This window comes from Streptomyces sp. NBC_00354, assembly GCF_036106915.1.
Lineage (GTDB): Bacteria > Actinomycetota > Actinomycetes > Streptomycetales > Streptomycetaceae > Streptomyces.
Genome location: NZ_CP107983.1, coordinates 7,586,866 through 7,608,932 on the forward strand (window position 1 = coordinate 7,586,866; position 22,067 = coordinate 7,608,932).

18 protein-coding genes are annotated in these 22,067 nt (G+C 73.1%); 6 read left to right on the forward strand and 12 right to left on the reverse strand.

Going from position 1 to position 22,067, the window contains the following annotated elements; translation table 11 throughout:
• Positions 1-52 precede the first annotated feature (52 nt).
• From OHT74_RS34790 to OHT74_RS34810, 5 genes are all read right to left on the reverse strand, one after another.
• Complete coding sequence (locus tag OHT74_RS34790; protein ID WP_266673298.1) at positions 53-1,321, reverse strand: serine hydrolase domain-containing protein; 1,269 nt, start codon at positions 1,319-1,321, stop codon at positions 53-55.
• A gap of 133 nt (positions 1,322-1,454) precedes the next feature.
• Positions 1,455-2,297, reverse strand: coding sequence for an NlpC/P60 family protein (locus OHT74_RS34795; protein ID WP_328622402.1), 843 nt, complete (start codon positions 2,295-2,297; stop codon positions 1,455-1,457).
• Between the two features lie 204 nt (positions 2,298-2,501).
• Complete coding sequence (locus OHT74_RS34800) at positions 2,502-6,386, reverse strand: nSTAND1 domain-containing NTPase (protein WP_328622403.1); 3,885 nt, start codon at positions 6,384-6,386, stop codon at positions 2,502-2,504.
• Between the two features lie 176 nt (positions 6,387-6,562).
• Positions 6,563-6,928 carry a hypothetical protein gene (locus tag OHT74_RS34805; RefSeq protein ID WP_328622404.1) on the reverse strand — a complete coding sequence of 122 codons (366 nt, stop codon included), beginning with the start codon at positions 6,926-6,928 and terminating at the stop codon, positions 6,563-6,565.
• Positions 6,929-7,075: 147 nt separating this feature from the next.
• Positions 7,076-7,606: a pyridoxamine 5'-phosphate oxidase family protein gene (locus OHT74_RS34810; protein WP_266670209.1), complete on the reverse strand. Its 531-nt coding sequence runs from the start codon at positions 7,604-7,606 to the stop codon at positions 7,076-7,078.
• 233 nt (positions 7,607-7,839) lie between these two features.
• Between OHT74_RS34810 and OHT74_RS34815 the strand changes: the two genes are divergently transcribed.
• Positions 7,840-9,924 carry a SpoIIE family protein phosphatase gene (locus OHT74_RS34815; RefSeq protein ID WP_328622405.1) on the forward strand — a complete coding sequence of 695 codons (2,085 nt, stop codon included), beginning with the start codon at positions 7,840-7,842 and terminating at the stop codon, positions 9,922-9,924.
• A 125-nt stretch (positions 9,925-10,049) separates the two neighbouring features.
• Positions 10,050-11,078 (forward strand): endonuclease/exonuclease/phosphatase family protein, encoded by a 1,029-nt coding sequence (locus OHT74_RS34820; protein ID WP_443047623.1) that lies wholly within the window; start codon positions 10,050-10,052, stop codon positions 11,076-11,078.
• Here OHT74_RS34820 and OHT74_RS34825 read toward each other — a convergent pair.
• From OHT74_RS34825 to OHT74_RS34835, 3 genes are all read right to left on the reverse strand, one after another.
• Entirely contained in the window at positions 11,072-11,950 is an 879-nt protein-coding gene (locus tag OHT74_RS34825; protein WP_328622407.1) for an ATP-grasp domain-containing protein, read from the reverse strand. The two genes, OHT74_RS34820 and OHT74_RS34825, sit on opposite strands and share 7 nt — an antisense overlap.
• Entirely contained in the window at positions 11,947-12,285 is a 339-nt protein-coding gene (locus OHT74_RS34830; protein WP_328622408.1) for a MazG-like family protein, read from the reverse strand. Before OHT74_RS34830 ends, OHT74_RS34825 begins: the two co-directional genes overlap by 4 nt.
• 264 nt (positions 12,286-12,549) lie before the next feature.
• A complete protein-coding gene (locus OHT74_RS34835) occupies positions 12,550-12,999 on the reverse strand; it encodes a nuclear transport factor 2 family protein (protein WP_266670219.1) in 450 nt (149 codons plus the stop codon).
• 134 nt (positions 13,000-13,133) lie between these two features.
• Here OHT74_RS34835 and OHT74_RS34840 point away from each other — a divergent pair, with 134 nt between their 5' ends.
• Entirely contained in the window at positions 13,134-13,703 is a 570-nt protein-coding gene (locus tag OHT74_RS34840) for a PadR family transcriptional regulator (protein ID WP_328622409.1), read from the forward strand.
• The gene (locus OHT74_RS34845) at positions 13,690-14,481 is read left to right on the forward strand and encodes an SGNH/GDSL hydrolase family protein (protein ID WP_266670223.1); all 792 of its coding nucleotides are present in this window, start codon (positions 13,690-13,692) and stop codon (positions 14,479-14,481) included. The genes OHT74_RS34840 and OHT74_RS34845 overlap by 14 nt, the downstream gene beginning before the upstream one ends.
• Positions 14,482-14,485: 4 nt before the next feature.
• Here OHT74_RS34845 and OHT74_RS34850 read toward each other — a convergent pair whose 3' ends face one another.
• The 3 genes from OHT74_RS34850 to OHT74_RS34860 all read right to left on the reverse strand — a co-directional run bounded on the left by OHT74_RS34850 (position 14,486) and on the right by OHT74_RS34860 (position 17,020).
• Positions 14,486-15,733: a low temperature requirement protein A gene (locus OHT74_RS34850; RefSeq protein WP_328622410.1), complete on the reverse strand. Its 1,248-nt coding sequence runs from the start codon at positions 15,731-15,733 to the stop codon at positions 14,486-14,488.
• A 30-nt stretch (positions 15,734-15,763) separates the two neighbouring features.
• Positions 15,764-16,477 (reverse strand): aspartate/glutamate racemase family protein, encoded by a 714-nt coding sequence (locus tag OHT74_RS34855; protein WP_328622411.1) that lies wholly within the window; start codon positions 16,475-16,477, stop codon positions 15,764-15,766.
• Positions 16,478-16,828: 351 nt separating this feature from the next.
• Entirely contained in the window at positions 16,829-17,020 is a 192-nt protein-coding gene (locus OHT74_RS34860) for a hypothetical protein (RefSeq protein WP_053787543.1), read from the reverse strand.
• Positions 17,021-17,302: 282 nt separating this feature from the next.
• On the opposite strand from OHT74_RS34860, the gene OHT74_RS34865 reads away from it, so the two are divergent.
• A complete protein-coding gene (locus tag OHT74_RS34865; RefSeq protein ID WP_443047624.1) occupies positions 17,303-19,579 on the forward strand; it encodes a HelD family protein in 2,277 nt (758 codons plus the stop codon).
• Positions 19,580-19,601: 22 nt separating this feature from the next.
• Here OHT74_RS34865 and OHT74_RS34870 read toward each other — a convergent pair whose 3' ends face one another.
• A complete protein-coding gene (locus tag OHT74_RS34870) occupies positions 19,602-20,474 on the reverse strand; it encodes an MmyB family transcriptional regulator (RefSeq protein ID WP_266670232.1) in 873 nt (290 codons plus the stop codon).
• A gap of 101 nt (positions 20,475-20,575) precedes the next feature.
• On the opposite strand from OHT74_RS34870, the gene OHT74_RS34875 reads away from it, so the two are divergent.
• Positions 20,576-22,045 carry an MFS transporter gene (locus OHT74_RS34875; RefSeq protein ID WP_443047625.1) on the forward strand — a complete coding sequence of 490 codons (1,470 nt, stop codon included), beginning with the start codon at positions 20,576-20,578 and terminating at the stop codon, positions 22,043-22,045.
• Positions 22,046-22,067: the final 22 nt, after the last annotated feature.

The following is a 22,067-nucleotide window of genomic DNA, read 5'->3' on the forward strand; positions in this document are numbered from 1 at the left end:
GAACAGAGGTGCCGCTCGGCAGGGGACCGCCGAGCGGCACCGGCTGCCGGGGTCAGCGCGAGCCGTGCTCCGGGAGGTCCTGCTCGGCCGGGGCCGCGGTCAGGTCCGGGATCAGCGCGAAGCTGCGCTGGGCGGCGGGGGCCGCAGGCGCCTTCTTCCCGCAGAAGGCGCCCTCGAGTGTGCCGCCCAGGGCCGTGTTCGCCTCACCCTTGTTCGAGGTGTTCGCCACCGCGGCGAGGCTGCGCTTGCCGTCGCGGGTGGCGAAGGCGTACGTGTAGAAGCCCTGGACCGTGCCCGTGTGCCCGTACACCGAAGTGCCGCACGACAGGTCGTAGCGACGCAGGCCCAGTCCGTAGAACCGGGTGTTCGTGGTGTCCGTCGGGGTCATGGTGAGCATGGCGTCGAGCGTGCGCGGTGCCAGCAGCTTGCCGCCGAGCAGCGCGGACATGAAGGTGTTCAGATCGGCCGTGTTCGAGATCATCGCACCGGCGGACTGCGCCCAGGACACCGTCTGCTCGGTCGAGTCGACCAGCGGCGCTCCGGCCTCGTCCGGGTGGAGGTAGCCGTGCAGGTGCGCACCCTTGATCGCGGTCGAGGGGTGCACGTACGAGGTGTTCTTCAGCTTCAGCGGCTTGATGATGCGGCGCTCGTACTCCTTGGCCACGCCGTGCCCGGTGGCCTTCTCGATGAGCATGCCGACGACCACGAAGTTGGTGTTGGAGTACTTGTACGAGACGCCCGGCTCGGTCGTGCGCGGCTCGCGCAGCGAGAGGGCGACCAGCTCCTGGTACGTGAAGACCTTGTTCCGGACGGCCTCGAAGCCGGGCACGGTCTTGTCGAACATCGCGTTCGTGTAGTCCGCCAACCCGCTGCGGTGGGTGAGCAGATGCCGGACCGTGATGCGGTCGTCGGGCAGCAGGCCGGGCAGGTACTGGTTGACCGGGGCGTCCAGGTTGATCTTGCCCTCGTCCACCAGCTGGAGCAGTACGACGCTGGAGAACGACTTGGTGACGCTGCCGATCCGGAAGCGGCCGTTGATGTCCATGGCCGCGCCCGTGGTCCGGTCCTGCACGCCCACCGCACTGGTCAGCGGCGCACCGGAACCGGTGATGCGGACCATGGCGCCGGGCGCACCGACCGCAGTGGTGTTCTTCAACGCCTGCGTCACGGCCTCGAGATCGGGCTTCGGTGCGGGCGCGGCGGTCTGCGCCGCCTGGGCGGAGAACGGGGCCGCCGCTGCCTCGGCGGCGGTCGCGGGCACCGCACCGGCGAGCACGGCGAGCAGGGCGGCACTGATGGTCAGGCGTCGGTCGAGAGGCAGGCGCACGTTGTTCCTCAACTGCAGAGTGACGGGAAGGGTTTCGCGTTCGTGGACTCGCCGCCGCGGGGCGGTGATCAAGGCCGCGGCCTGCGATCGTACGTGCCGGACGGGTGTGGACCGAGTGCGTGCCGCCTCAGAACGTGCAGGTGGGGACGTTTTCCAGCCACGCAGCGCCCTGGATGTAGATGTTGGTGACCCATGCCTTGTAGTCGGGCAGATAGGACCAGGCGTCGTTGGTGTAGCCGTCGGAGGTGACCTTCTCCGCGTGCTTCTGGCACTCGACGCGGATCGTCGTCGGCCCCGGGAAGGCGTAGACGCGCGCGGCCGCGGTGGACGGCTGGGCCTTGGTCCAGACACCGGTGCCCCAGGTCCGGAACACGTGCCCGGTCACCGGACCGGGGTCGATCCGCACCGCCCCGTAGTAACCGCTGTTCAGCCGGACGTCGCTGACCATCAGTTTCGTACCGGACTGCCGGGCCTCCGCCATCTTGCCGGCGCCCAGGTAGATCGCGATGTGGTGCAGGTCCTGGGAGGTGCCCCACACCAGCAGATCGCCGGGGAGCAACGGGGTCAGGCCGTCGGCCGCGGTGAAGCGGCCGGCCGCGTGGTGCGTGTAGTACTGGGCGCCGGCGACCCCGTTCAGGATGTCCGACCCGGTGGCCTCGGCGTAGGCGTGGCGGACCAGTCCCGAGCAGTCGAAGCCGAGCCGCTCGGGATCGTGTTCGCTGGCCGGATCTGTAGGGTCCACCTGCCCGTACGTGGCCCCGGGCTGCGGACCGTGGCCGCCGCCCCACGTGTACCAGACGTCGGCGGCGACCTGTGCGCAGGCGGCGCCGACGGCCCGCTCGGCTGCGGCGGACGCCCCCGGGGCCAGGACCCGGCACGAACTGTCGGCGGCCGCGGCCGACACGGGGGGCCACAGGAGGCAGACCAGGAGTGCGATGAGTGTGCCGATGAGACCGGACCGGCGAAGCATGCGGGATCCTCGATTCTCGTTGCCGTGGGGAGGGGCCGTAGGGAGGGGCCGTGGGGAAGCCGTGGAGAAGCGTCGTGGTGGGGGCGGCCGTTGGCGTGCGCCGCAGACGGAACGAGCCTGCGGGCCGTGGCCTCCCCGCGTCGAGGTCCCGGCGGCACCCCACCCGGACGGGCAACGGGAAACCCCCTGGGAAACCCCCGCCGGTCAGGGCTCTTCGGAGCACCGCGCGGCGCCGTCGCCTGCGTGCAGCCGGCAGATCTCCGCCAGCCGGGCCCGGAGGTCCGGGTTCCACAGCTGCACCGTGCCGTCGTTGCTGCTGCTGGCCACCGTCCGTCCGTCAGGGGAGAAGACCACGCCCCACACCGCGCTGGTGTGGCCCGTCAGGGCGGCCCACAGCCGCCGCCCGGCCACGTCCCAGAGCCGCACGGTACGGTCGTTGCCGCTGCTGGCCAGCGTCCTGCCGTCGGGGGAGAACGCGACGGCGCGGGCGGAGCCGGTGTGGCCCGCCAGCACGGCCCCGGCCTCGAACCGCCGGGCGTCCCACAGCCGTACGGCGCCGTCGTTGCCGCTGCTCGCCAGCGTCCGCCCGTCCGGGCTGAACGCGACGGCCCGTACCGCGCCCGCGTGACCGGTGAGCGTGGCCAGCGGCCGCCGCCCGGGCACGTCCCACAGACGTACCGTCAGATCGTCGCCGGCGCTCGCCAGGGTGTGGCCGTCCGGGCTGAACACCACGTCGTTCGCGAAGTCGGTGTGGCCCGTGAGCGTGCCCAGGGCCGTACGGGAGGCCACGTCCCACAGCCGCACCGTACGGTCGGAACCGGCCGAGGCCAGCAGCTTCCCGTCGGGGGAGAAGGCCACCGCGAACACCGTCCCGCTGTGACCGGCCAGCGTGCCCAGGGCCGTACGCGAGCCCACGTCCCACAGCCGGACCGTCCCGTCGGAGCCCGCCGAGGCCAGCAGCTTCCCGTCGGGGGAGAAGGCCACCGAGAACACCGTCTCGGTGTGGCCCGCGAACGTCGCGACCACCCGCCGCCCGGCAACGTCCCACAACAGCACGGTGTGATCGGCGTCGGCGGTGGCCAGCAGCTTCCCGTCCGGGCTGTACGCGGCGTGCCAGATCTCCGTGAACGGGCGCGAGGTCAGGACCGGACCGCGCAGGTCCCAGAGCACCACCGACTGGTCGAAGGCAGCGGTGGCCAGCATCGTGCCGCCCGAGTCCACGGCGACTGCCAGCACATAGTCGGTGTGCCCGGCCAGCGTCGAGGTCAGCCGGCCGCTGCGCACGTCCCACAGCCGGGTGGTGCCGTCGCCGCTCGCGCTGACGACCGTGGCGCCGTCCGGGGTGTAGGCGACCGCATTGATGTCGTCGTTGTGGCCCGTCAGCGTCGCCGTCGTACGGCCTTCGGCCACGTCCCACAGCCGCACGGTCCGGTCGACGCCCCCGGAGGCCACCGTCCGTCCGTCGGGCGCGAACGCCACGCCCAGCACCTCGCCGGTGTGCCCCTCGAGGACGGCAATCTGACGGGCCGCCACCGGGTCCCACAGCCGTACGGTCTGGTCGGCGCCCGCCGACACCAGCGTTCTGCCGTCCGGCGCGTACGCCAGGGCGTTGACCCTCCCGGTGTGGCCGGTCAGCACCGCCGCCGCCGAGCCGCCGCCCGCGGGATCCCACAGGCGGACCGTCCCGTCGGCGCCCGCCACGGCGAGCGTGTGCCCGTCGGGCGCGAAGGCCACGGCGCGGGCGTCCGCCGACTGCGCGGGGAGCACCGCGAGCCCGTGTCCCTCCGTGTCCCACAGCCGTACCGGACCGTCCGTGGACGTCGCCGCGAGGGTGCGGCCGTCGGGGCTGAAGGCGATCGCGCGCACCCGGCCCGGCACGGTCAGCGTCACCGTCGTCCGCCGGTCCGCGACCCGCCGCAGCAGCACCTTCCCGTCGGAGCCGCCGGTCGCCAGCAGCCGGTTCCCCGGGGCGAAGGCCACCGCGTTGACCGGGCCGCTGTGCCCGCCGAGGCGGGCGAGGAACGGCTGGGCCTGCGTGCTCAGCAGCGCGCCCCGCGCCTGGGGCGTCGCCTTGGTGCGGTACGCCTCCTCGGCGAGCCGCATCGAGGCCTCGGGCTGACCGGCGGCGAGGGAGGTGGACTTCACGGCGAGGGCCTGCGAACGGGCGATGCGCTCCTGGCCGAGCGCGCCGGCCCGCTGCTGGTACGCCAGCGCCCCGGCGGTCAGGGCCAGGGCCAGCAGGCCGACGAGCATGGCCAGCATCCGCTGCTGGAGCCGGACCTGACGCCTGGCCTGCGTCCGCCGGGCGTCCTCCGCGGCCTGGCTCGTGCGGAGGAAGGCCGCCTCCCGGGGGCTGAGGCGGCTCCTGCCGTCGAGTTCGTCGGCCCAGGCACGGGCGCTCTCCAGCCGGGTGCCGCGGTACAGGACGGACGGATCGCGGCCCTCGCGCTCCCACTCCTCGGCGGCCTGGGCCAGTTGCCGGTGGACCAGCAGCCCGTCGCGGTCGGCGTGGATCCAGCCGCGCAGCCGCGGCCAGGCGTGCAGCAGGGCCTCGTGGGTGATCTCCACGGTGTCGCTGTCCATCGTGATCAGCCGGGCCCGGACGAACGCGTCCAGGGCCGCCGCGGCCCGGTCCGCATCGGCCAGCTGCTCCATCAGCGCGGTCCGGTCCGTCCGCCGCCGCGTCGCCCCCGCGCCGTCGGCGACATGGACCAGCGCCACCAGGATGCGGCGGATCGTCCGCTGCTCGGCCGGGTACAGGCGGGCGAACGCACTCTCGGCCGTGTGCGCGACCGCGCCCTGGATGCCGCCCGTGTCCTCGTAGCCCGCGACGGTCAGGGTGGTCCCCTCGCGCCGCTGCCAGGTGGCCATCAGCGCGTGGGACACCAGCGGCAGCGCACCGGACGGCGTGTCCCCCGGCCCGCCCGCCGGGGCCGGCGCCCCGGATTCCTCGCGCAGGCCCGCGTCCCGCAACAGCAGGGGGACCAGACCCGCCTCGAGCGTGAGCCCGGCGAGTTGCGCGGGGCGGGTGATCGACTCGCGCAGCTCCGCCACGGACATCGGGGGCAGGACGAACAGCCCGTCGGTGAAGACCGAGGCCAGTTCGGGAACGTCCAGGCAGCCGGCGGAGAAGTCGGCCCGGACGCCGAGCACCACGACGGCCGGGTCGTGCGCCGCCGGCCCCGGATCCGATGCGGCCAGGGCGCACAGGACGCGGACGAAGCCGCGCCGCTCCTCCTCGTCGGAGCAGAGGGTGAAAAGTTCCTCGAACTGGTCGACGAGCAATACCGGCCGGACGGTGGGCAGCCGGTGCTCCCGGGATCGCGCCGGGGTGTCGCCCGCCAAGTCGTTGACGGCCTCGAGCAGTCGCTGCGGCCGGTCCCGCAGCTCCCGTACGGTGAGGCCGAGATCGCCGCCGAGCACCTTCGCGGTGCAGTCCAGCAGCTCCTGGAGCGGATGCGCGGTCGGTGTGAACCGTACGACCGGCCAGCCGTCGGCGCCCGCCATCGGGAAGCCGCCGGTGCGCCGCAGGGCCGCTACGAGACCCGCGCTGAGCAGGGACGACTTGCCGGCGCCCGACCGGCCCACGAGCATCAGCGGGCCGCTGCCGATCCGTTCGAAGACCCGCTCGACCAGGGCGGCGGTCACCCGGTCGCGGCCGAAGAACCAGCCCGCGTCCCGCGAGGTGAAGGCGGCGAGGCCGCGGTAGGGGCACTCGCCCGCCGACTGCGGGCCGGCCGCGCCATCGGCGCCGGCGTCCCCGGCCGTGCCCGATCCCGCCCGGGCCCTGGGTACTTCCGCCTCCGGGACCAGCCGTAACAGGGCGCCCCCGGCCTCCAGTACCTGGTCGCAGCGCAGCGCGACGTCGCGGGTGACCCGCTTGGCGCCGGTCTCGATCTTGCTCAGGTAGCCCTTGCTGTAGTGCGTCCTGCGGGCCAGGTCGGCCAGCGACAGACCGCGCTGTACCCGCAGCTGCCTCAAGCGGGCGGGAAAGGACGCGCCGGAGCCGTCGGTGGCCGGGGCGGCCTCGTCGGCTTCAGGTGGATCGTGCTGGTGATCGGTGTTCCGTCCGCGGTCCGGGTCCCCCACGGCATCCCCCATGGCAGAGCGCGCCCAGGTTGTGAGATGGAAGGTCCCAGGCTACCGCGGGGGTCGGACGGCGGAGCACGCGTTCTGCCCGGCGTGGCGCAAAAACGCGCAGCACAGCGGCCTTCCGGGGCCGCCGCGGCCGGCGGATCCGGAAGGCCGTGTGAACAGGTGCTCGGTTACGGCCGGTTGAGGGTGATGGAGTTGATCGGCCCGAGGTCGGCGTAGACGCCCGTCCCCTCGGCGATGCGGGACCCGCAGCCGGCGCCGTTGTAGCCGGTGCACAGGCTGGTGGTGGCTCCGCCGTACTGGTTGTTGAGGACCCAGTGGTTGCCGAACTGGTTGCTCAGGTTGTGGGCTCCGTAGCTGTAGAAGATCTGGCTCGGCTTGACGGCCGGGTTCTGGTTCTGCGGGTAGATGCAGACCGCCCCGTACGGACAACCGGCCCAGTCGTCGGCGGGCTTGGCGTCGGCCGCGCCGCCCAGTGCCACGACGGCCGCGGCGGCGGTGGCGAGCGCGGCGGCGCCGCGGATCATCTTGCGCATCTTGTCCCCCTGTTGGGTTGCCTCGGTGCTGACGTGCTGACACCTTCAGCCTTGCCCGGCTGCCCGCGGGGGTCGACGGGTTGCCTGTTGCCCATCGGCGGCGCGGCCGGGAAACCGCCCGTGACCTGCCCGGTTGCGAGGCGGTGGTCAACTCGGGAGAGGCGGCGAGAAGCGCCAGCGGGTCTGGCTGTACGGATCGCCCTTGCCGAAGCCGAAGGCCGTCCGGGGCGCGACGGCGAAGACCAGGGCCCGCCCCGCCTCCGGGTTGACGAACGCCCCGTCCCGGACGTCGAAATGCCATGTGGCCCCGTACTTCGCCTCCCACGCGGCGGCCAGCGTCCGCAGCCTCGCCTCGTCCTCGACGCGGACGGCATCGCCCTCGACGACCAGGTCGTAGCCGGAGTCGAGCGTGTTGCAGCCGGTGGTGAGGACGACCGCCGGGTTCTCGGACAGGTTCCTCGCCTTGCGCTCCTGTCCGCCGGTGCAGAAATGCAGTGCGCCGTCCGCCCACACCCCGATCAGCGGCGTCACGTGGGGGCGCGCGTCGGGCCGTACGGTGGTCAGCCAGTACACCTCGGCCTCCGCGAGCCGGGCCACGGCCTGCCGCCAGGCGACGGGCTCGGCCTTCGGGTCGCTGTAGCGCTCGTCCAGCTCGGCACGGGGTTCGGTCTGCGTCATGGGCGTCTCCTCCTGGACACGATGCTGCCCGGGGCCCGGCCCACCCGCACCCGCGCGGCACCCGCACCCGCGTACGCCTGCGGCTGGTGTCACCGGGGGTCACCGGCCCGCTCCCGTGCGGCGCCGTGATGTCCTCCTTCCCGATGGCGGGCAGAATTGAGGGGCAGCCCGTGTCCGCCACGCGGGCTCCGGTCAGCCACGCGCGCGAGCCGTGCGCAGAAGGGGGCCTGCCGATGCCATCGGACCGGCTGGGGGGCGCGGACGGTCCCGGCCCGATTCGGTCCGAACCGGGGTCCCTGCTGGAACAAGTGGTGGTGGCCGTCTTCGGTATCGACGACGAGGACCGGGTCTGCTACTGGGGCCCCGGCGCCCAGAACCTCTTCGGCCACGAGGCCCCTGCGGTGCTGTCGCGGCCCGCGGCGGTCCTCTTCCCCGAGCCGGCCCCCGACGACGGTCCCGGTGGGGCCGCGCAGCTCGTGGAGCGCGCCCGGGCCCTGGGCTACTGGCGGGTACGGATGCCGGCCCTGCACCGGGACGGCTCCGTGTTCAACTGCGGCTTCCGGGTCTTCCCGATGACCGGCTCCACGGGCGGCTCCGTGGTCATGGGCCTGGCGAGCCGGGGCGACGAGCTGGACCGTGTGAAGACCAACCTGTCCTTCCTCGACTCCCTCTTCGAGACTTGCCCGATCGGCCTGGTCATGCTGGACGAGGAGCTGCGCTACGTCCACCTCAACCAGGCACTCGCCGACATGGACGGGGTCCCGCTCGAGGAGCACCTGGGCCGGCGGATGGCGGACATCATGATCACCTCGGACGGCGGGGAGTACCAGCGCATGCTGCGGTCCGTGGCCCAGGAGGGCCGGACCGTGATCGGTACCCTCGTCGGGCTGCGCACACCGGGCCACCCCGACCGCGACCAGGTGCGCTCGGTCAGCTTCTTCCCGCTCAGCGGTGCGGGGGACTCCCGGCGCGGCGCGGGCGGACTGCTGCTGGACGTGACCGACCGCGAGCAGGCCATCCTGGAGGCGACGGCCGCCCGGCAGCGCCTCGCCCTGCTCGACCGGGCCTCGGCACGCATCGGCACCACCCTGGACCTGCACGTCACCGCGCAGGAGCTGGTCGACGCGGTGGTCCCGGACTTCTGCGACGCCTCCGTCGTCGAACTCGTGGAGTGGATGGACGAGAACGAGGCGTTCGACCCGGCGCTGCCGGTGGCCACCCGCCGGATCGCCTCCGGCACCACCCTCCCCGAGCCCGCCGTCGAACTCGTGAGCGGCCTGGAGGAGGTCACCTATCCGCCGGGCTCCAACACCCACCAGATGCTGAGCACGGGCCGCCCGCTCTGCTTCACGGTCGACGAGGAGTTCGCCACCCGGACCGTCGTCCACCAGCAGCGCGCGCAGCTGCTGCTGGACAGCGGGCTGACCTGCATCCTCATGGCACCGCTCATCGCCCGCGGCACGGTGCAGGGCATCGCCATGTTCGGCCGCTCCGCCGCCCGCCCGGCCTTCGCCGAGGAGGACCTCGGCCTCGCAGGCGAACTGGCCTCCCGGGCCGCGCTGTGCCTGGACAACGCCCGGCTGTACAGCAGGGTCCAGGACATCGCCCTCACCCTCCAGCGGGCCCTGCTGCCCAGCGCCCCCGCCGGCGGCCCGTACGTGGACATCAGCCACCGCTACCTGCCCGGCAGCAAGGTCACCGAGGTCGGCGGCGACTGGTACGACGCGATCGAACTGTCCGGCGACCGGGTCGCCCTCGTCGTCGGCGACGTGATGGGACACGGCGTGCCCGCCGCCGCGGCCATGGGCCGGCTGCGGATCACCGCGAAGACGCTCGCCCGGCACACCGCGGAGCCCGCGGCCCTGCTCGAAGAACTCGACGTCTGCGCCCAGGAGGCCGGCATCGAGTGGGCGACCTGCCTGTACCTGCTGTACGACCCGCACACCGGGCGCGCCCGCATCGCCAACGCCGGCCACCTGCCACCCCTGGTACGCCACCGGGACGGGACGGTGCACACCATCGGCGAGGTGCTCGGGGTGCCGCTCGGGGTGGGTGGTGTACCGTACCGGGCGGTCGAGATCGAGCTCCCCGAGGGCGCCACCGTGGTCCTGTACACCGACGGGCTCGTCGAGGCCCGCGGCCAGGACATCGACACCGGCATGGACGCGCTGCGCGAGCAGCTGCGTGCGCCCCTGGGCTCGCTGGAGGAGGCGGCCGACCGCATCCTCGCGAACCTGCTGCCCGACACGGCGACCGACGACACGGTCCTCGTCCTGGCCCGGGTCAGCGCGGCTCCCGGCCGCCCGCCGGCGGGGTGACGGCCCGCTCCGCGCAGGCCCGGGGGTGTCGGGCGCGCCGGGCCGGGGCGGGCCGCGGGAACCGGATCACCGCGCGCGGCGTCGTCGTACCGTGCGACGTCGTGCGAGTGGCCACGATGCGGGGGATGCCGAGCCGATCGGGAGCAGGGCGCGTGGGGAAGCAGTGGTCATGGCGGTGGCCGTGGCGTTGGCAGGGGTCGTGGCGCGGGCGGGGGCGAGTGCTCGCCGGGCTCGCCGTTCTCGTCGCCTGCCTGCTGGTCTTCCACGGCGCTGTGCCCGATACGGCGGGCCGTCCCGGCAGCCTGCTGGAGACGTTCCTCCCCTGGCTCGGCCTGGCCGTCCCGGTCCTGCTGGCCCTGGCGCTGCTGCGCCGCTCGGCCGTGGCCGCCTGCGCGGCGCTGCTGCCCACAGCCGCCTGGCTCGGCCTCTTCGGCGCCTTCCTGCTCCCCGGCGACGACCGGGCCCCCGACCTCCTCGCGGTCCAGCACAACGTCAGCGACGAGAACCCCGATCCGGCGGGCACCGCGCGCGCCCTGGCGGGGACCCGGGCCGATCTCATCGCCCTGGAGGAGCTGACGCCCGCCGCCGCGCCGGCGTTCGAGGCGGTGCTCGCGCCGGAGTATCCGTACCACGCGGTGGAGGGCACGGTCGGACTCTGGTCGAAGCACCCGCTGGCGCAGGTGCGGCCGGTGGACATCCGCCCGACGGGCGTGGGGGAGGGCTGGAACCGCGGACTGCGGGCCACCGCCCGTACGCCGGACGGCGAAGTCGCCGTGTACGTGGCGCACCTGCCCTCGGTGCGCCTCGGCCCGACGCACGGGTTCGGCTCCGTACGACGGGACGAGAGCGCCGCACTGCTCGGCGCCGCGATCGCCGCGGAGCGGACGGACCCGCTGATCCTGCTCGGGGACCTCAACAGCACGGTGGACGACCGCGGGCTGGATCCGGTCGCCGCACAGCTGGACCCGCCCGGCCGGGACTTCGCGTTCAGCTGGCCCGCGGCGCTGCCGTTGGCCCGGATCGACCAGGTCATGACCCGCGCGGCGACCGTCACCCGGATCCGGGCGCTGCCCGCGACGGGAAGCGACCATCTGCCCGTCGCGGCGCACATCAGGTGGCACGGCTCCGGGCCCGGCTCCGACCCGCGTCAGTGATCAGCTGCGGCGCGCTCGTGGACGAGGTCCGCGAAGCGCCGTAGCCCGTGCTCGCTGTGGGCCATGAAGAGGTTGGGTTCCACGAGCTCCAGCTCCATCAGGACCGGCGTACCGTCGTCCGCCGTCGCCATGTCGACCCGCGCGAACAGCAGGGCCTCCGTACCGGGAACGGCCGCCAGCGCCGCCCCGGCCAGGGCCAGTTCGGCCGCGGACGGCCGGTGCGGCACCAGATTCGGATGCGGCACGCGTTCGTTGTCGACGACCCCGACATCGGTCAGCACCGGGCCCTTGCGCATCGCGTGGCTGAAGACGCCGCCGAGGAAGACGAGTGCCCGTTCCCCCTCGTCGATCCGGGACAGGTACGGCTGCACCATCGCGGTGGATCCGGCGGCGTGCAGCGCCGCGACGTGCCCGGCCGCCAGATCGTGATGGTGCTCCGCGTACCGCGCGGTGTCGCGCGAGCCGGCCGAGACGGACGGCTTGACGACGAACTGGCCGTGCTCGGGCAGCGTGAGGGCCTCGCCGGGTGCGATGAACCGGGTCGGCACCACGGGCACGCCGTGGCCGGCGAGCTCCCCGAGGTACCGCTTGTCGGTGTTCCAGCGCACGAGCCCGGCCGGATTGTCGAGCCGCGTCGCACCCTGCACCGCGTCCGCCCAGGCCAGGTACTCCGGCCACCGCTCGGCGTAGTCCCACGTGGACCTGATGACCACGGCGGCGCACTGCGACCAGTCGAAGCCCTCGGCGTCCCAGGGCGCCGCCACGGCGTCGACCCCGCGGGCGCGCAGCGCGTCGAGCATCAGCGGCAGGTCGGCGTCGAAGGCCAGACCCGTGGCCGAGGTGGCCAGCGCCACTCGCGTGGTGGCGGTCATCGCAGACTCCTCGTCCCGTCGGCCGCTCCGCCCGGGGTTTCGACGCGGTGCAGGACGCCCCGCTCGTCCCGGACATAGACCCGGTCGCGGTTCTTGGCCAGCTTCCGCTCCACCTCGGACTCCAGGTCGATGCCGTTCATCTCGGCGAGCGCCGCGACGTACAGGATCACGTCCGCGAGCTCTTCCCCGAAGTCGGGCAGTTTCTTGCGCCAGGCGGTGAACGCCTCCCCGACCTCGGCCGTCAGCAGCCCGAACTCCAATGCCACATCAGTGGTGTTGAAGCCCTTCGCGAGCTTGTTGTCCCAGGCGAGCTGCTGGGCCGAGCGGATGTCCACCGGTTCCTCCGGGCGTGCGTACGGGAGTTGGCTGCCCGGCGAGCCTAAGGGCTGTCCCGTAATCCCTGGTGGATCAGCGCGCGGCGTCGGATGCGGTGCATCGCAAGGCGGAGGAGCGTCCTCATACTGGGCGTATGTGGGCGCTGCGACAACGCGGCGAGGCGCCGTAGCCGACGTCGCGCGCCCGCCAGGGATTACGGGACAGCCCTTAGGGGCTGTCCTGCCGATCAGGCCGGGCTCGCGGCGTGACCGACAAGACACCCCCTAGCGAGTGGGCGTCCCCTCGGCCGGGGCCGGGGCCGGGGCCAGGCCGTCGGCGACCAGCCCGGCCAGTACCGCCTCGCCCAGGGCGTGCACCGCGGACTGGGGCCTCACCATCACGGTGAACTCCTTGATCCGGCCGTCGTCGGCGTAGTGCAGCAGGTCGATGCCGTGGATCGCCTTGCCGTTCACCGTCGCGCGGAAGAGCAGGACCTCCGACGGGGACACCGTGCCGTCCACGCTCGTCTCGGCGGCGCCGGTGTACTGCCCGACGTAGCGGAAGTCCTCGAAGGTGCGCAGCAGCACCCCGAAGAGCCCCAGCACCATCGGCCGGCCCTCGAACGGCGTGAACTTCACGGGGCTGTAGAGGCGGACGTCCTCGGTGAACAGGGCCTCCAGGGCGCCGGTGTCACTGCTCTCGACGGCGGCGCGGAAGCGGTCTGCTGCGGTCACGGCTTCTCCCTGATGCTCGGCATGCTCGGCTACATCTACTCATCAATGTGATTAGTCAGTTTCTTGAGTATCATGCGGAGGGTGTCCATGGACAGGGGCCACTGCGGAAACAGGGGCGAGAAGGAGGCGATCCGATGGCTTTGCGCCACGCCGTACTGGCGGCGCTGCTGGACGAGGAGCTGAGCGGGTACCAACTGGCCAAGGCATTCGACCTCGGTGTGGCCAACTTCTGGCACGCGCTCCCGCAGCAGCTCTACGCCGAGCTGACCCGGCTGGAGAAGGACGGGCTGATCACGGGCCGGGAAGTGGTCCAGGACACCCGGCCCAACAAGCGCCTGTTCACCGTCACCGGCGCCGGCCTCGCCGAGCTGGAGCAGTTCACCGCCTGCGCCGCCAAGCCCTCCTCCATCCGCGACGACCTGGTCGTCAAGGTCCAGGCCGCCGACCACGTCGACACCGCGACGCTCATCGCGCAGCTCACCGAGCGTGCCGCCTTCGCCCAGGCCAAGGTCGACCTGTTCACGGGTCTGCTGCGCACGATGCGCGGCGACCGCACCGAGGAGGACTTCCTGCGGTACGGCGACCGCGTCGGCCCCTATCTGACCTGCCTGCGCGGCCTTGCCTTCGAGCGGGGCAACCGCGACTGGTGCGCGCGTACGATCGCGGTCCTGCGGGAGCGGGAGGCGGCACGTGCCGGGCGCTGAGCAGCAGTACCTGCGCTACGTCGCCCTGGGCGACAGCCAGACCGAGGGCCTCGGCGACGGCGACGACACGACCGGCCTGCGCGGGCTGGCCGACCGCCTCGCGGAGCACCTCGCGCTCCACGGTCCCGGCCTGCGGTACGCCAACCTCGCCGTCCGCGGCCGCCTCGCCGGGCAGGTCCGCGCCGAACAGCTCGCACCGGCCCTCGCCCTGCGCCCGGACCTGGCCACCGTGGTCGCCGGGGTCAACGACATACTGCGGCCGCGGTTCGACGCCGACGAGGTCGCCGGCCACCTCGAGGCGATGTTCGGCGCGCTCACCGCCCAGGGCGCCCGCGTCGCCACGCTGACCTTCCCGGACCTCGCACGGATCACCCCGCTCGCTCGCCCGCTCTCCCCGCGGGTCAGCGCCCTCAACGACCGGATCCGCGGGGCGGCCGGCCGCCACGGTGTGGTCGTCGTCGAGACGGGACACCATCCCGTGGTCACCGACCCCCGCCTGTGGAGCGCCGACCGGCTGCACGCCAGCCCGCTCGGGCACCAGCGGATCGCCGCCTCGCTCGCCCACGCCCTCGGCCTGCCGGGCAGCGACGACTCCTGGACGCACCCGCTGCCCCCGGCCCGGGCGGCCTCGCCCACGGTCCTCGCCGAACTGCGCTGGGCCGCCGCGTTCCTGGGGCCCTGGCTGGGCCGACGCCTGCGCGGCCGCTCCTCCGGGGACGCCCGTACGGCCAAGCGCCCGGACCTCCTCCCGGTGGAGCCGGCGACCGGTCCGGCATAGGGGGTTACGGCGTTGGGGCGGCTGCCGCCGCGAGGCGGTGGCGCAGCACCTTGCGCGCGTACAGCAGGTGCACGATCGCCTCGGCGGCCAGCAGCAGGACGACCAGCCACGGCGCGAGGTGACCGGCTCCCCAGACGACGAGCAGCGGGATGCAGATGCCCGGAACGGCCCAGACGGCGACGGAGGCCGGCGGGCGGCCGTAGCGCAGCGCGATGCAGGCGTGGGCCGCGTGGTAGAGGGCCAGGCCGCCGGCCAGGGCCCACACCGCGCCGGTCGGCAGATGGGCGTGGTCGGCTTCCTCGACGGCGGTGGCCAGGCCCGCGGCCATGCACAGCACGCCCGCGGTCACGAAGAAGTGCAGGAAGCCGCCGATGTCCCGGGCGAGGAGGTAGGCCTGGTGGTCGTCGGCCTTGGCGAGCATCAGCTCGGCCGAGGTCGAGCCGAAGTCGAAGTACGACCACCAGAGCGCGGCGAGCAGCACGAAACCGAGGACGCCTACGACTCCGGCCTGCAGGGTCCAGGTGTGGTCGGCGGAGGTCACCAGCGCGATCACGGATTCGCCGAGCACGATGATGACGAACAGTCCGACCCGCTCGACGATGTGCCCGGTGTCCAGGCGGGCGGGCATCCGGCCGCCCCGCGCGGTCAGGAGCAGCGCCATCTCGGCGGCGATGAGCACCGCCCAGACCACGTACTGCCAGGGTGTGGGTACCGCGGCGGAGGCGGCCCACAGCAGGCCCGACGCCAGGCAGTAGCTGAGGGGGCGCCAGCGCGGGACGCGCAGGGGCTCGGGGTACTTGGTGGCCGGCCACCACAGCCCGAGCAGCACCAGCCGGGTGCCGGCGTACCCGAGCGCGTAGACGGACCCGCGGTCCGTGTCGGCCTCGGGCACGGAGGCGGCCATGACGGCGATGCAGAGCATGGCGGACAGCATGAGCAGCCGGCGGCGGGGGCTGTTGTCCACGAAGATGTTCGCCGAGACCGTGAGGTTGATCCACAGCCACCAGGGCGGGAAGTAGAGCGCCAGGAACACGGCGAAGTCGCGCAGGCCCGGATCGCCGTGCAACTGGTGCGAGAGCTGGGCGGCGAGCGCGACGAAGACGAGGTCGAAGAAGAGTTCCAGCCAGTCGGCGTGTCGGCCTTCGGTCGCGTGGCCGTCCGGTTCCGCGTTCGCGCCCGTCTGAGGTGTGCCCATGGGTCCGCCCGGGTCCGTGCCGCCGCCCTCGCGGCCTGCGTCCTCGTATGAGATCACGGCATGACCGGTCGAGGGCGCGTGCCGTGGTCAAGACGGGGGCGGGAGCCTGGCGTTCGACAGCGCCGCCTCGACCGCGGCTTCGGCGTGGATCCGCGCGGTGGGGAAGACCGGTACGGGGCTGTCCTCGGCGCCGATGAGCAGCTCGATCTCGGTGCAGCCCAGGACGATCCCCTGGGCGCCGTCGGCCACGAGGTCCTTGATGACCTGCTGGTAGGCGGCCCGCGACTCCTCGTGGACGAGGCCCAGGCACAGTTCCTCGTAGATCACCCGGTGCACGAGCGCACGCCCGTCGGCATCCGGGACGCACACCTCGAGCCCGCCCGCGGCGAGTCGGCCACGGTAGAAGTCCTGCTCCATCGTGAAGGCGGTCCCCAGCAGGCCGACCCGGGTCAGGCCCGCCGCCTTCACGGCGTCGGCGGTGGCATCGGCGAGGTGCAGCAGGGGCACCGAGATGCCGGCCTGGACGCGGTCGGCGACCTTGTGCATGGTGTTCGTGCAGATGAGCACGAGGTCCGCACCGGCGGCTTCCAGCCGCCGGGCCGCTTCCGCCAGCACCTCGCCGGCCTCCGCCCACCGCCCCTCGGCCTGCAGCTGCTCGATCTCCGCGAAGTCCACCGAGTACAGCACGCAGCGGGCCGAATGCAGCCCCCCGAGCCGGTCACGGGTGAGCTCGTTCAACAGCCGGTAGTACTCGGCCGTCGATTCCCAGCTCATTCCTCCGAGCAGTCCGATCGTCTTCATGGCGGCACCCCTGAGCAGCTCGGGCGGCCCGCTCAGGCTGCGGCGCCGCCCTATCCATAAGTGGACACCGTAGCAGCCCTGTTCACCCATAAGGATCACTTTGGGTTGCTGTGTGGGGAGGGTTCGAGCCCGGCGCCGTGCTGCGGGGGTGGTGGCGGGGTGTCGGCATCGGGGCGTGGGAATCGTGACGAAGCGGCGCCACCACGGACGGCGCACCGGTCTCCGGATGGACGCGCACCGGGGCGGTTCGCGCCCCGGCGCGTCGGATGCCTCCGCCGTCGGCGCGTGGACCTCCCATCGGCCCGGCTCCGGCGGCGGAAGCGTGGTGTTCGGCGGTGATCACCCCCACTGTCAGGACTCGGCGGAGCCTTCCCGCATGACGTTTTGGAAGGCCGTCATGCACGGACCGCAGTGGTGGTCCGTTTCGGCGTTGCCGCCCGGCTGGAGGGGGCGGCCGCACAGGGTGGCCCGGCGGTCACGGGCGACGACGTGCCATACGAGGCCAGGCCCTGTGGCCGCCTCACCGACCTGCATTTCATACATGAGAGTGCTCCATGTGGTGGACAGCTCTTGTGTCCACCAAAGCAGTGCACGGCGCCGGAAGCCTGACGGGTGAGCCGTCCGGGTGACATGCGGCCGCCCGTCGAACATGTGGCCGCCCGCCGCGCCCCCACCCGGCACCGGCAGCGTCCCGCAAAACGAAAAATACCCCGGGACCAATTGACGGTCGGGGTATTCGTCTGCGTATATTTGATGTTTCACGCCCTGATGACGGCAGCGCGTGAAGAAGCTTTACGAGGACATCGTATCGGGTCGGGAGTGGAATTGTCAACCGTGGAATTCCGTAATGAGCAGCAATTCATCGACGAGCTCTATGCGCGCCTCGACGACCTGCGTGACCAGGCCGAACATGCCGTCCAGCGGGCACTGGCCGCGACGGGGAACGGGCTTCAGGCGCGCCTGGAGCGGGATGTTCTCGTCGCCGAGCAGTCCGGTCTGCTTTCCGCGCTGAACGCGGGCGAGAATGGCCTGTGTTTCGGCCGGCTCGAGTTCTCCGACGGAGAGGACCACCACATCGGCCGTATCGGAATCAGGCAGGACGACGCGGACCGCACGCCCCTCGTCCTCGACTGGCGGGCCGAGGTCGCGCGCCCGTTCTACCTCGCCACCGGGCACTTCCCCATGGGCCTGCGCCGGCGCCGCCACATCACCACCGGCGGACGGGAGGTCACGGCCCTCCACGACGAGATCCTCGACCTCGCCGACACCGAGCGCACGGGCCACGAGGGGGCCGACGCGGACGCCGTCCTGCTCGCCGCGCTCGACGCCGCCCGCACGGGGCGCATGCACGACATCGTGCAGACCATCCAGGCCGAGCAGGACCACATCATCCGCTCGCCCCACCGCGGGGTACTCGTGGTGGAGGGCGGCCCGGGAACCGGTAAGACGGCCGTCGCCCTGCACCGGGCCGCCTACCTCCTCTACGAGCACCGGGAGCTGCTCGCCAAGCGCGGCGTGCTCATCGTCGGCCCCAACCCGGCGTTCCTCGGCTACATCGGCGAGGTGCTCCCCGCCCTCGGCGAGACCGGCGTCCTGCTCTCCACCCTCGGCGAGCTGTTCCCCGGCGTCCGGGCGGCCGGAACCGACCGGCCCGGCGCCGCCGCCGTGAAGGGCCGCGCGCAGATGGCCGAGGTCCTCGCGCGCGTCGTACGCGACCGGCAGGCGCTGCCGGAGACCGTACCCGCGGGCAGCGGCGAGGACAGCGCGGTGCTCCCGGAACCGGCCGTGGAGATCGACCACGACGACTACGGCACCCTGCTGCTGGACCGGACCATGGCGCACGAGGCCCGGGACCGGGCGCGCGCCACCGGGCTGCCCCACAACCTGGCCCGCCCGTACTTCGCGTTCCGTGTCATCGACGCCCTCACGGAGCAGCTCGCCGACCGGCTCGGCGCGGATCCGTACGGCGGCCCCAACCTGCTGGGACCCGACGACATCGCACAGCTCGGCAAGGAGATCGCCACCAGCGCCGAGGTGCACTCCGCGATCGACAGCCTCTGGCCGCCCCTCACGCCCCGGCAGCTGATCGCCGACTTCCTCGCCGATCCCACCCATCTCCCCGCCCACGAAGCCGAGTTGATCCGGCGCACGACGGGCGACTGGACACCCGCCGACATCCCGCTGCTCGACGAGGCCGCCGAGCTGCTCGGCATCGACGACAGCGCGCAGCGCGCCGCCGAGGAGCGGGAGCGGCTGGAGCGCATCGCGTACGCGCAGGGCGTCCTGGACCTGTCGCAGGGCTCCGAGTCGTACGAATTCGAGGACATGGAGAACGAGTTCCTCGCCGCGCACGACATCATCGACGCCGAGCGGATGGCGGAGCGGCACGAGGAGGCCGACCACCGCAGCGCGGCCGAGCGGGCCGCCGCCGACCGTACCTGGGCCTTCGGGCACGTCATCGTGGACGAGGCGCAGGAACTGTCGGAGATGGCCTGGCGGTTGCTGATGCGGCGCTGCCCCACCCGCTCCATGACGCTGGTGGGCGACCCGGCGCAGACCGGTGACGAGGCCGGCTGCGGATCGTGGAAGCGGATCCTGGACCCGTACGTCGGGGACCGCTTCGAGCTGGTGCGCCTCGGCGTCAACTACCGTACGCCCGCCGAGATCATGGACCTCGCGGCCGCCGTGCTCCGGGCCCGCCACCCCGGGTTCGAGCCGCCGAGCTCGGTGCGCTCCACGGGGCAGCGGCCCTGGGTGCGGGCGACGGACGACCTCGCCCGCACGGTCGCCGAAGCGGTGCGCGCCGGCGCCCCGGCCGAGGGCCGGGGCGGCCGGCTGGCGGTGATCGCGCCGCGCCCGCTGCACGAGGCCCTCGCCGCCGAGCTGCCCGGCGTACGGGCGGGGGATGAGCCGGATCTCACCCGTACGGTCGTCCTGCTGGACCCGCGCCAGGCCAAGGGACTGGAGTTCGACTCGGTGATCGTCGTGGAGCCCGCGGACCACGAGCCGAGCGACCTCTACGTCGCCCTGACCCGGGCCACCCAGACCCTCGGCGTGGTCCACACGGGCCGGCTGCCGGAGGGGCTGGCCGAGCAGCCGTAGCTGCGGGCGCGGGCGGGGTGCCTCAGACCGTGGCGGGCTCGAGGTGTTCCAGCCGCTCCCGCCGCTCCAGGCGCTCCAGGCGGGCGCGGCTCTCCTCGTCGACCGGCACCATCGTCACCAGCCGCGGGCCCGCCGCCGGCCCGAGCCACAGATTGGTGTGCTCCAGGTGCAGCAGACCGACGTGCGCATTGCGGATGTACTTCGTCCTGCCGCCCTGGCTCACCACCTCGTGCCGGGCCCACACCTCCCGGAACTCCGCCGACTCCGCCTCCAGCCGCGCCAGCAGGGCCTTCCAGGCCGGCTCGGCGAGGTGCTCCGCCATGGCCGCCCGGAACTTGGCGGCGATGATGCGGTTCACCTCGCCGACGTCGACGAGGGACGCCCGCCAGTCCGCGTTGGTGAACGTGAGCCAGAGGCAGTTGCGGTCCTCGGGCGGCAGCGCGTCCAGGTCGCACAGCAGCCGTCCGTACGTGGCGTTGTACGCGAGGATGTCGTACCGGCTGTTCTGGATGCAGGCCGGGATCGGCCCGAGCCGGTCGAGCATCGCCCGCAGCGCCGGGGTCACGCTCGGGCACGGCGCGTGCGGGGCCGGATCAAGGCTGCCGGCCAGCGCGAACAGATGCGTACGCTCACTGGAGTCCAGCAGAAGGGCGCGCGCCAGCGCGTCCAGGACCTGCGGGGAGACCTGGATCTCGCGGGCCTGCTCCAGCCAGGTGTACCAGGTGACACCGACGGCGGAGAGCTGGGCGACCTCCTCGCGGCGCAGCCCCGGGGTGCGCCGGCGGCGGCCGCGCGGCAGCCCCACCTGCTCGGGGGTGATCCGCTCCCGGCGGCTGCGCAGGAATTCGGCCAGCTCGTGCCGGCGTACGTCGCTCTCCGGGGCCACAGTGGTCATGGAACCAGGATGCCGCACTGCTCATCCCGTTGCCAGGTAGTCCTGGTACCAGGATAAGGAGACTCTGGTACCAGGCTGAGCGCAAGACGATCATTTCCGGTGTGAGCGAAGCAACCGTACGCACCACCCGCCCCTCCCCGTCCGCCCCGACGGGCCGCCCGGCCTCCGGTCCGGCCCCTGGGCCCGCCCCCGCGGCGATCGGCCCGCTCGGGCTGTTCACCGTGCTGCTGGGCGCAGCCCTGCCCCTGATCGACTTCTTCATCGTCAACGTGGCGCTCCCCGCCATCGACAGCGACCTCGCGGCCGGCCCCGCCACGCTGGAACTGATCGTCGGCGGCTACGGCGTCGCGTACGCCGTCCTCCTCGTCCTGGGTGGCCGCCTCGGCGACATGGCCGGGCGGCGCCGGCTCTTCCTGATCGGTATGGCCTCCTTCGGCGTCACCTCGCTCGCCTGCGGCATCGCACCCACGGCCTGGACCCTGGTGGCTGCGCGCGTGGCACAGGGCGCCGCGGCCGCGCTGATGCTGCCGCAGGTGCTGGCCACCATCCAGGCCACCACGCAGGGCCCCCGCCGGGCGCGGGCGATGAGCCTGTACGGGGCCACCGCCGGGCTGTCCATGGTCGCGGGGCAGATCCTGGGCGGCGTCCTGGTCGCCGCCGACGTCGCAGGCTCCGGCTGGCGCTCGGTGTTCCTGGTCAACGTGCCGGTGGTGATCCTCGGGCTGGTGCTCGCCGTCCGGGCCGTTCCGGAGACCCGCTCGGACCGCCCGGCCTCGGTCGATGTCCCGGGGACGCTGCTGCTCGCCCTGTCCCTGGTGTCCCTGCTGCTGCCGCTGACCGAGGGCCGGGCCGCCGGCTGGCCGCTGTGGACGTGGGTGTCGCTCGCGGTCTTCCCGTTCGCCGCCACGGCCTTCTACCTGACCGAGCGCCGCGCCGACCGGCTCGGACGCACCCCGCTCGTGCCCCCGAGCCTGCTGCGCCTGCAGTCGCTGCGGCGGGGGCTGGTCCTGGTCGTGCCGTTCTCGATCGGCTTCAGCGGATTCATGTTCGTCATCGCGGTGGTGCTGCAACAGGGCCTGCGCATGGGGCCGGTGGCGGCGGGGCTCGCGCTCGTCCCGATGGCGGTGGCCTTCTTCGCGGCCTCCCTCGCCGGGCCGCGGCTGGTCGGCCGGTTCGGCAGCCGGGTCGTGACCGCGGGCGGCGTCCTCCAGGCCGTCGGCGTCGTCCTGATCCTCCTCGCGTTCCTGCGCGGCTGGCCGGACCTCGGGCCGGCCTCGCTCGCCCCGGGCGTGGCCGTCGCCGGCCTCGGCCAGGGGCTCCAACTGCCCGTGCTGATGCGTCTGATGCTCTCGGACGTACCGGCCGACCGGGCCGGCGTGGGCGGCGGGGTCATGATCACCACCCAGCAGTCCGCGCTCGCCCTCGGCGTCGCGACCCTGGGCAGCCTCTTCCTGGCACTCGCCCCGACGATGGGCATGCGGGACGCACTCGCCGTCACACTGCTGGTGCAGCTCGGCATGATCGCCCTGACGGTGCTGCTGAGCCTGCGCCTGCCGCGGGTCGTGCGGTGACCCGCGGGCCGCGGCCCGGCCG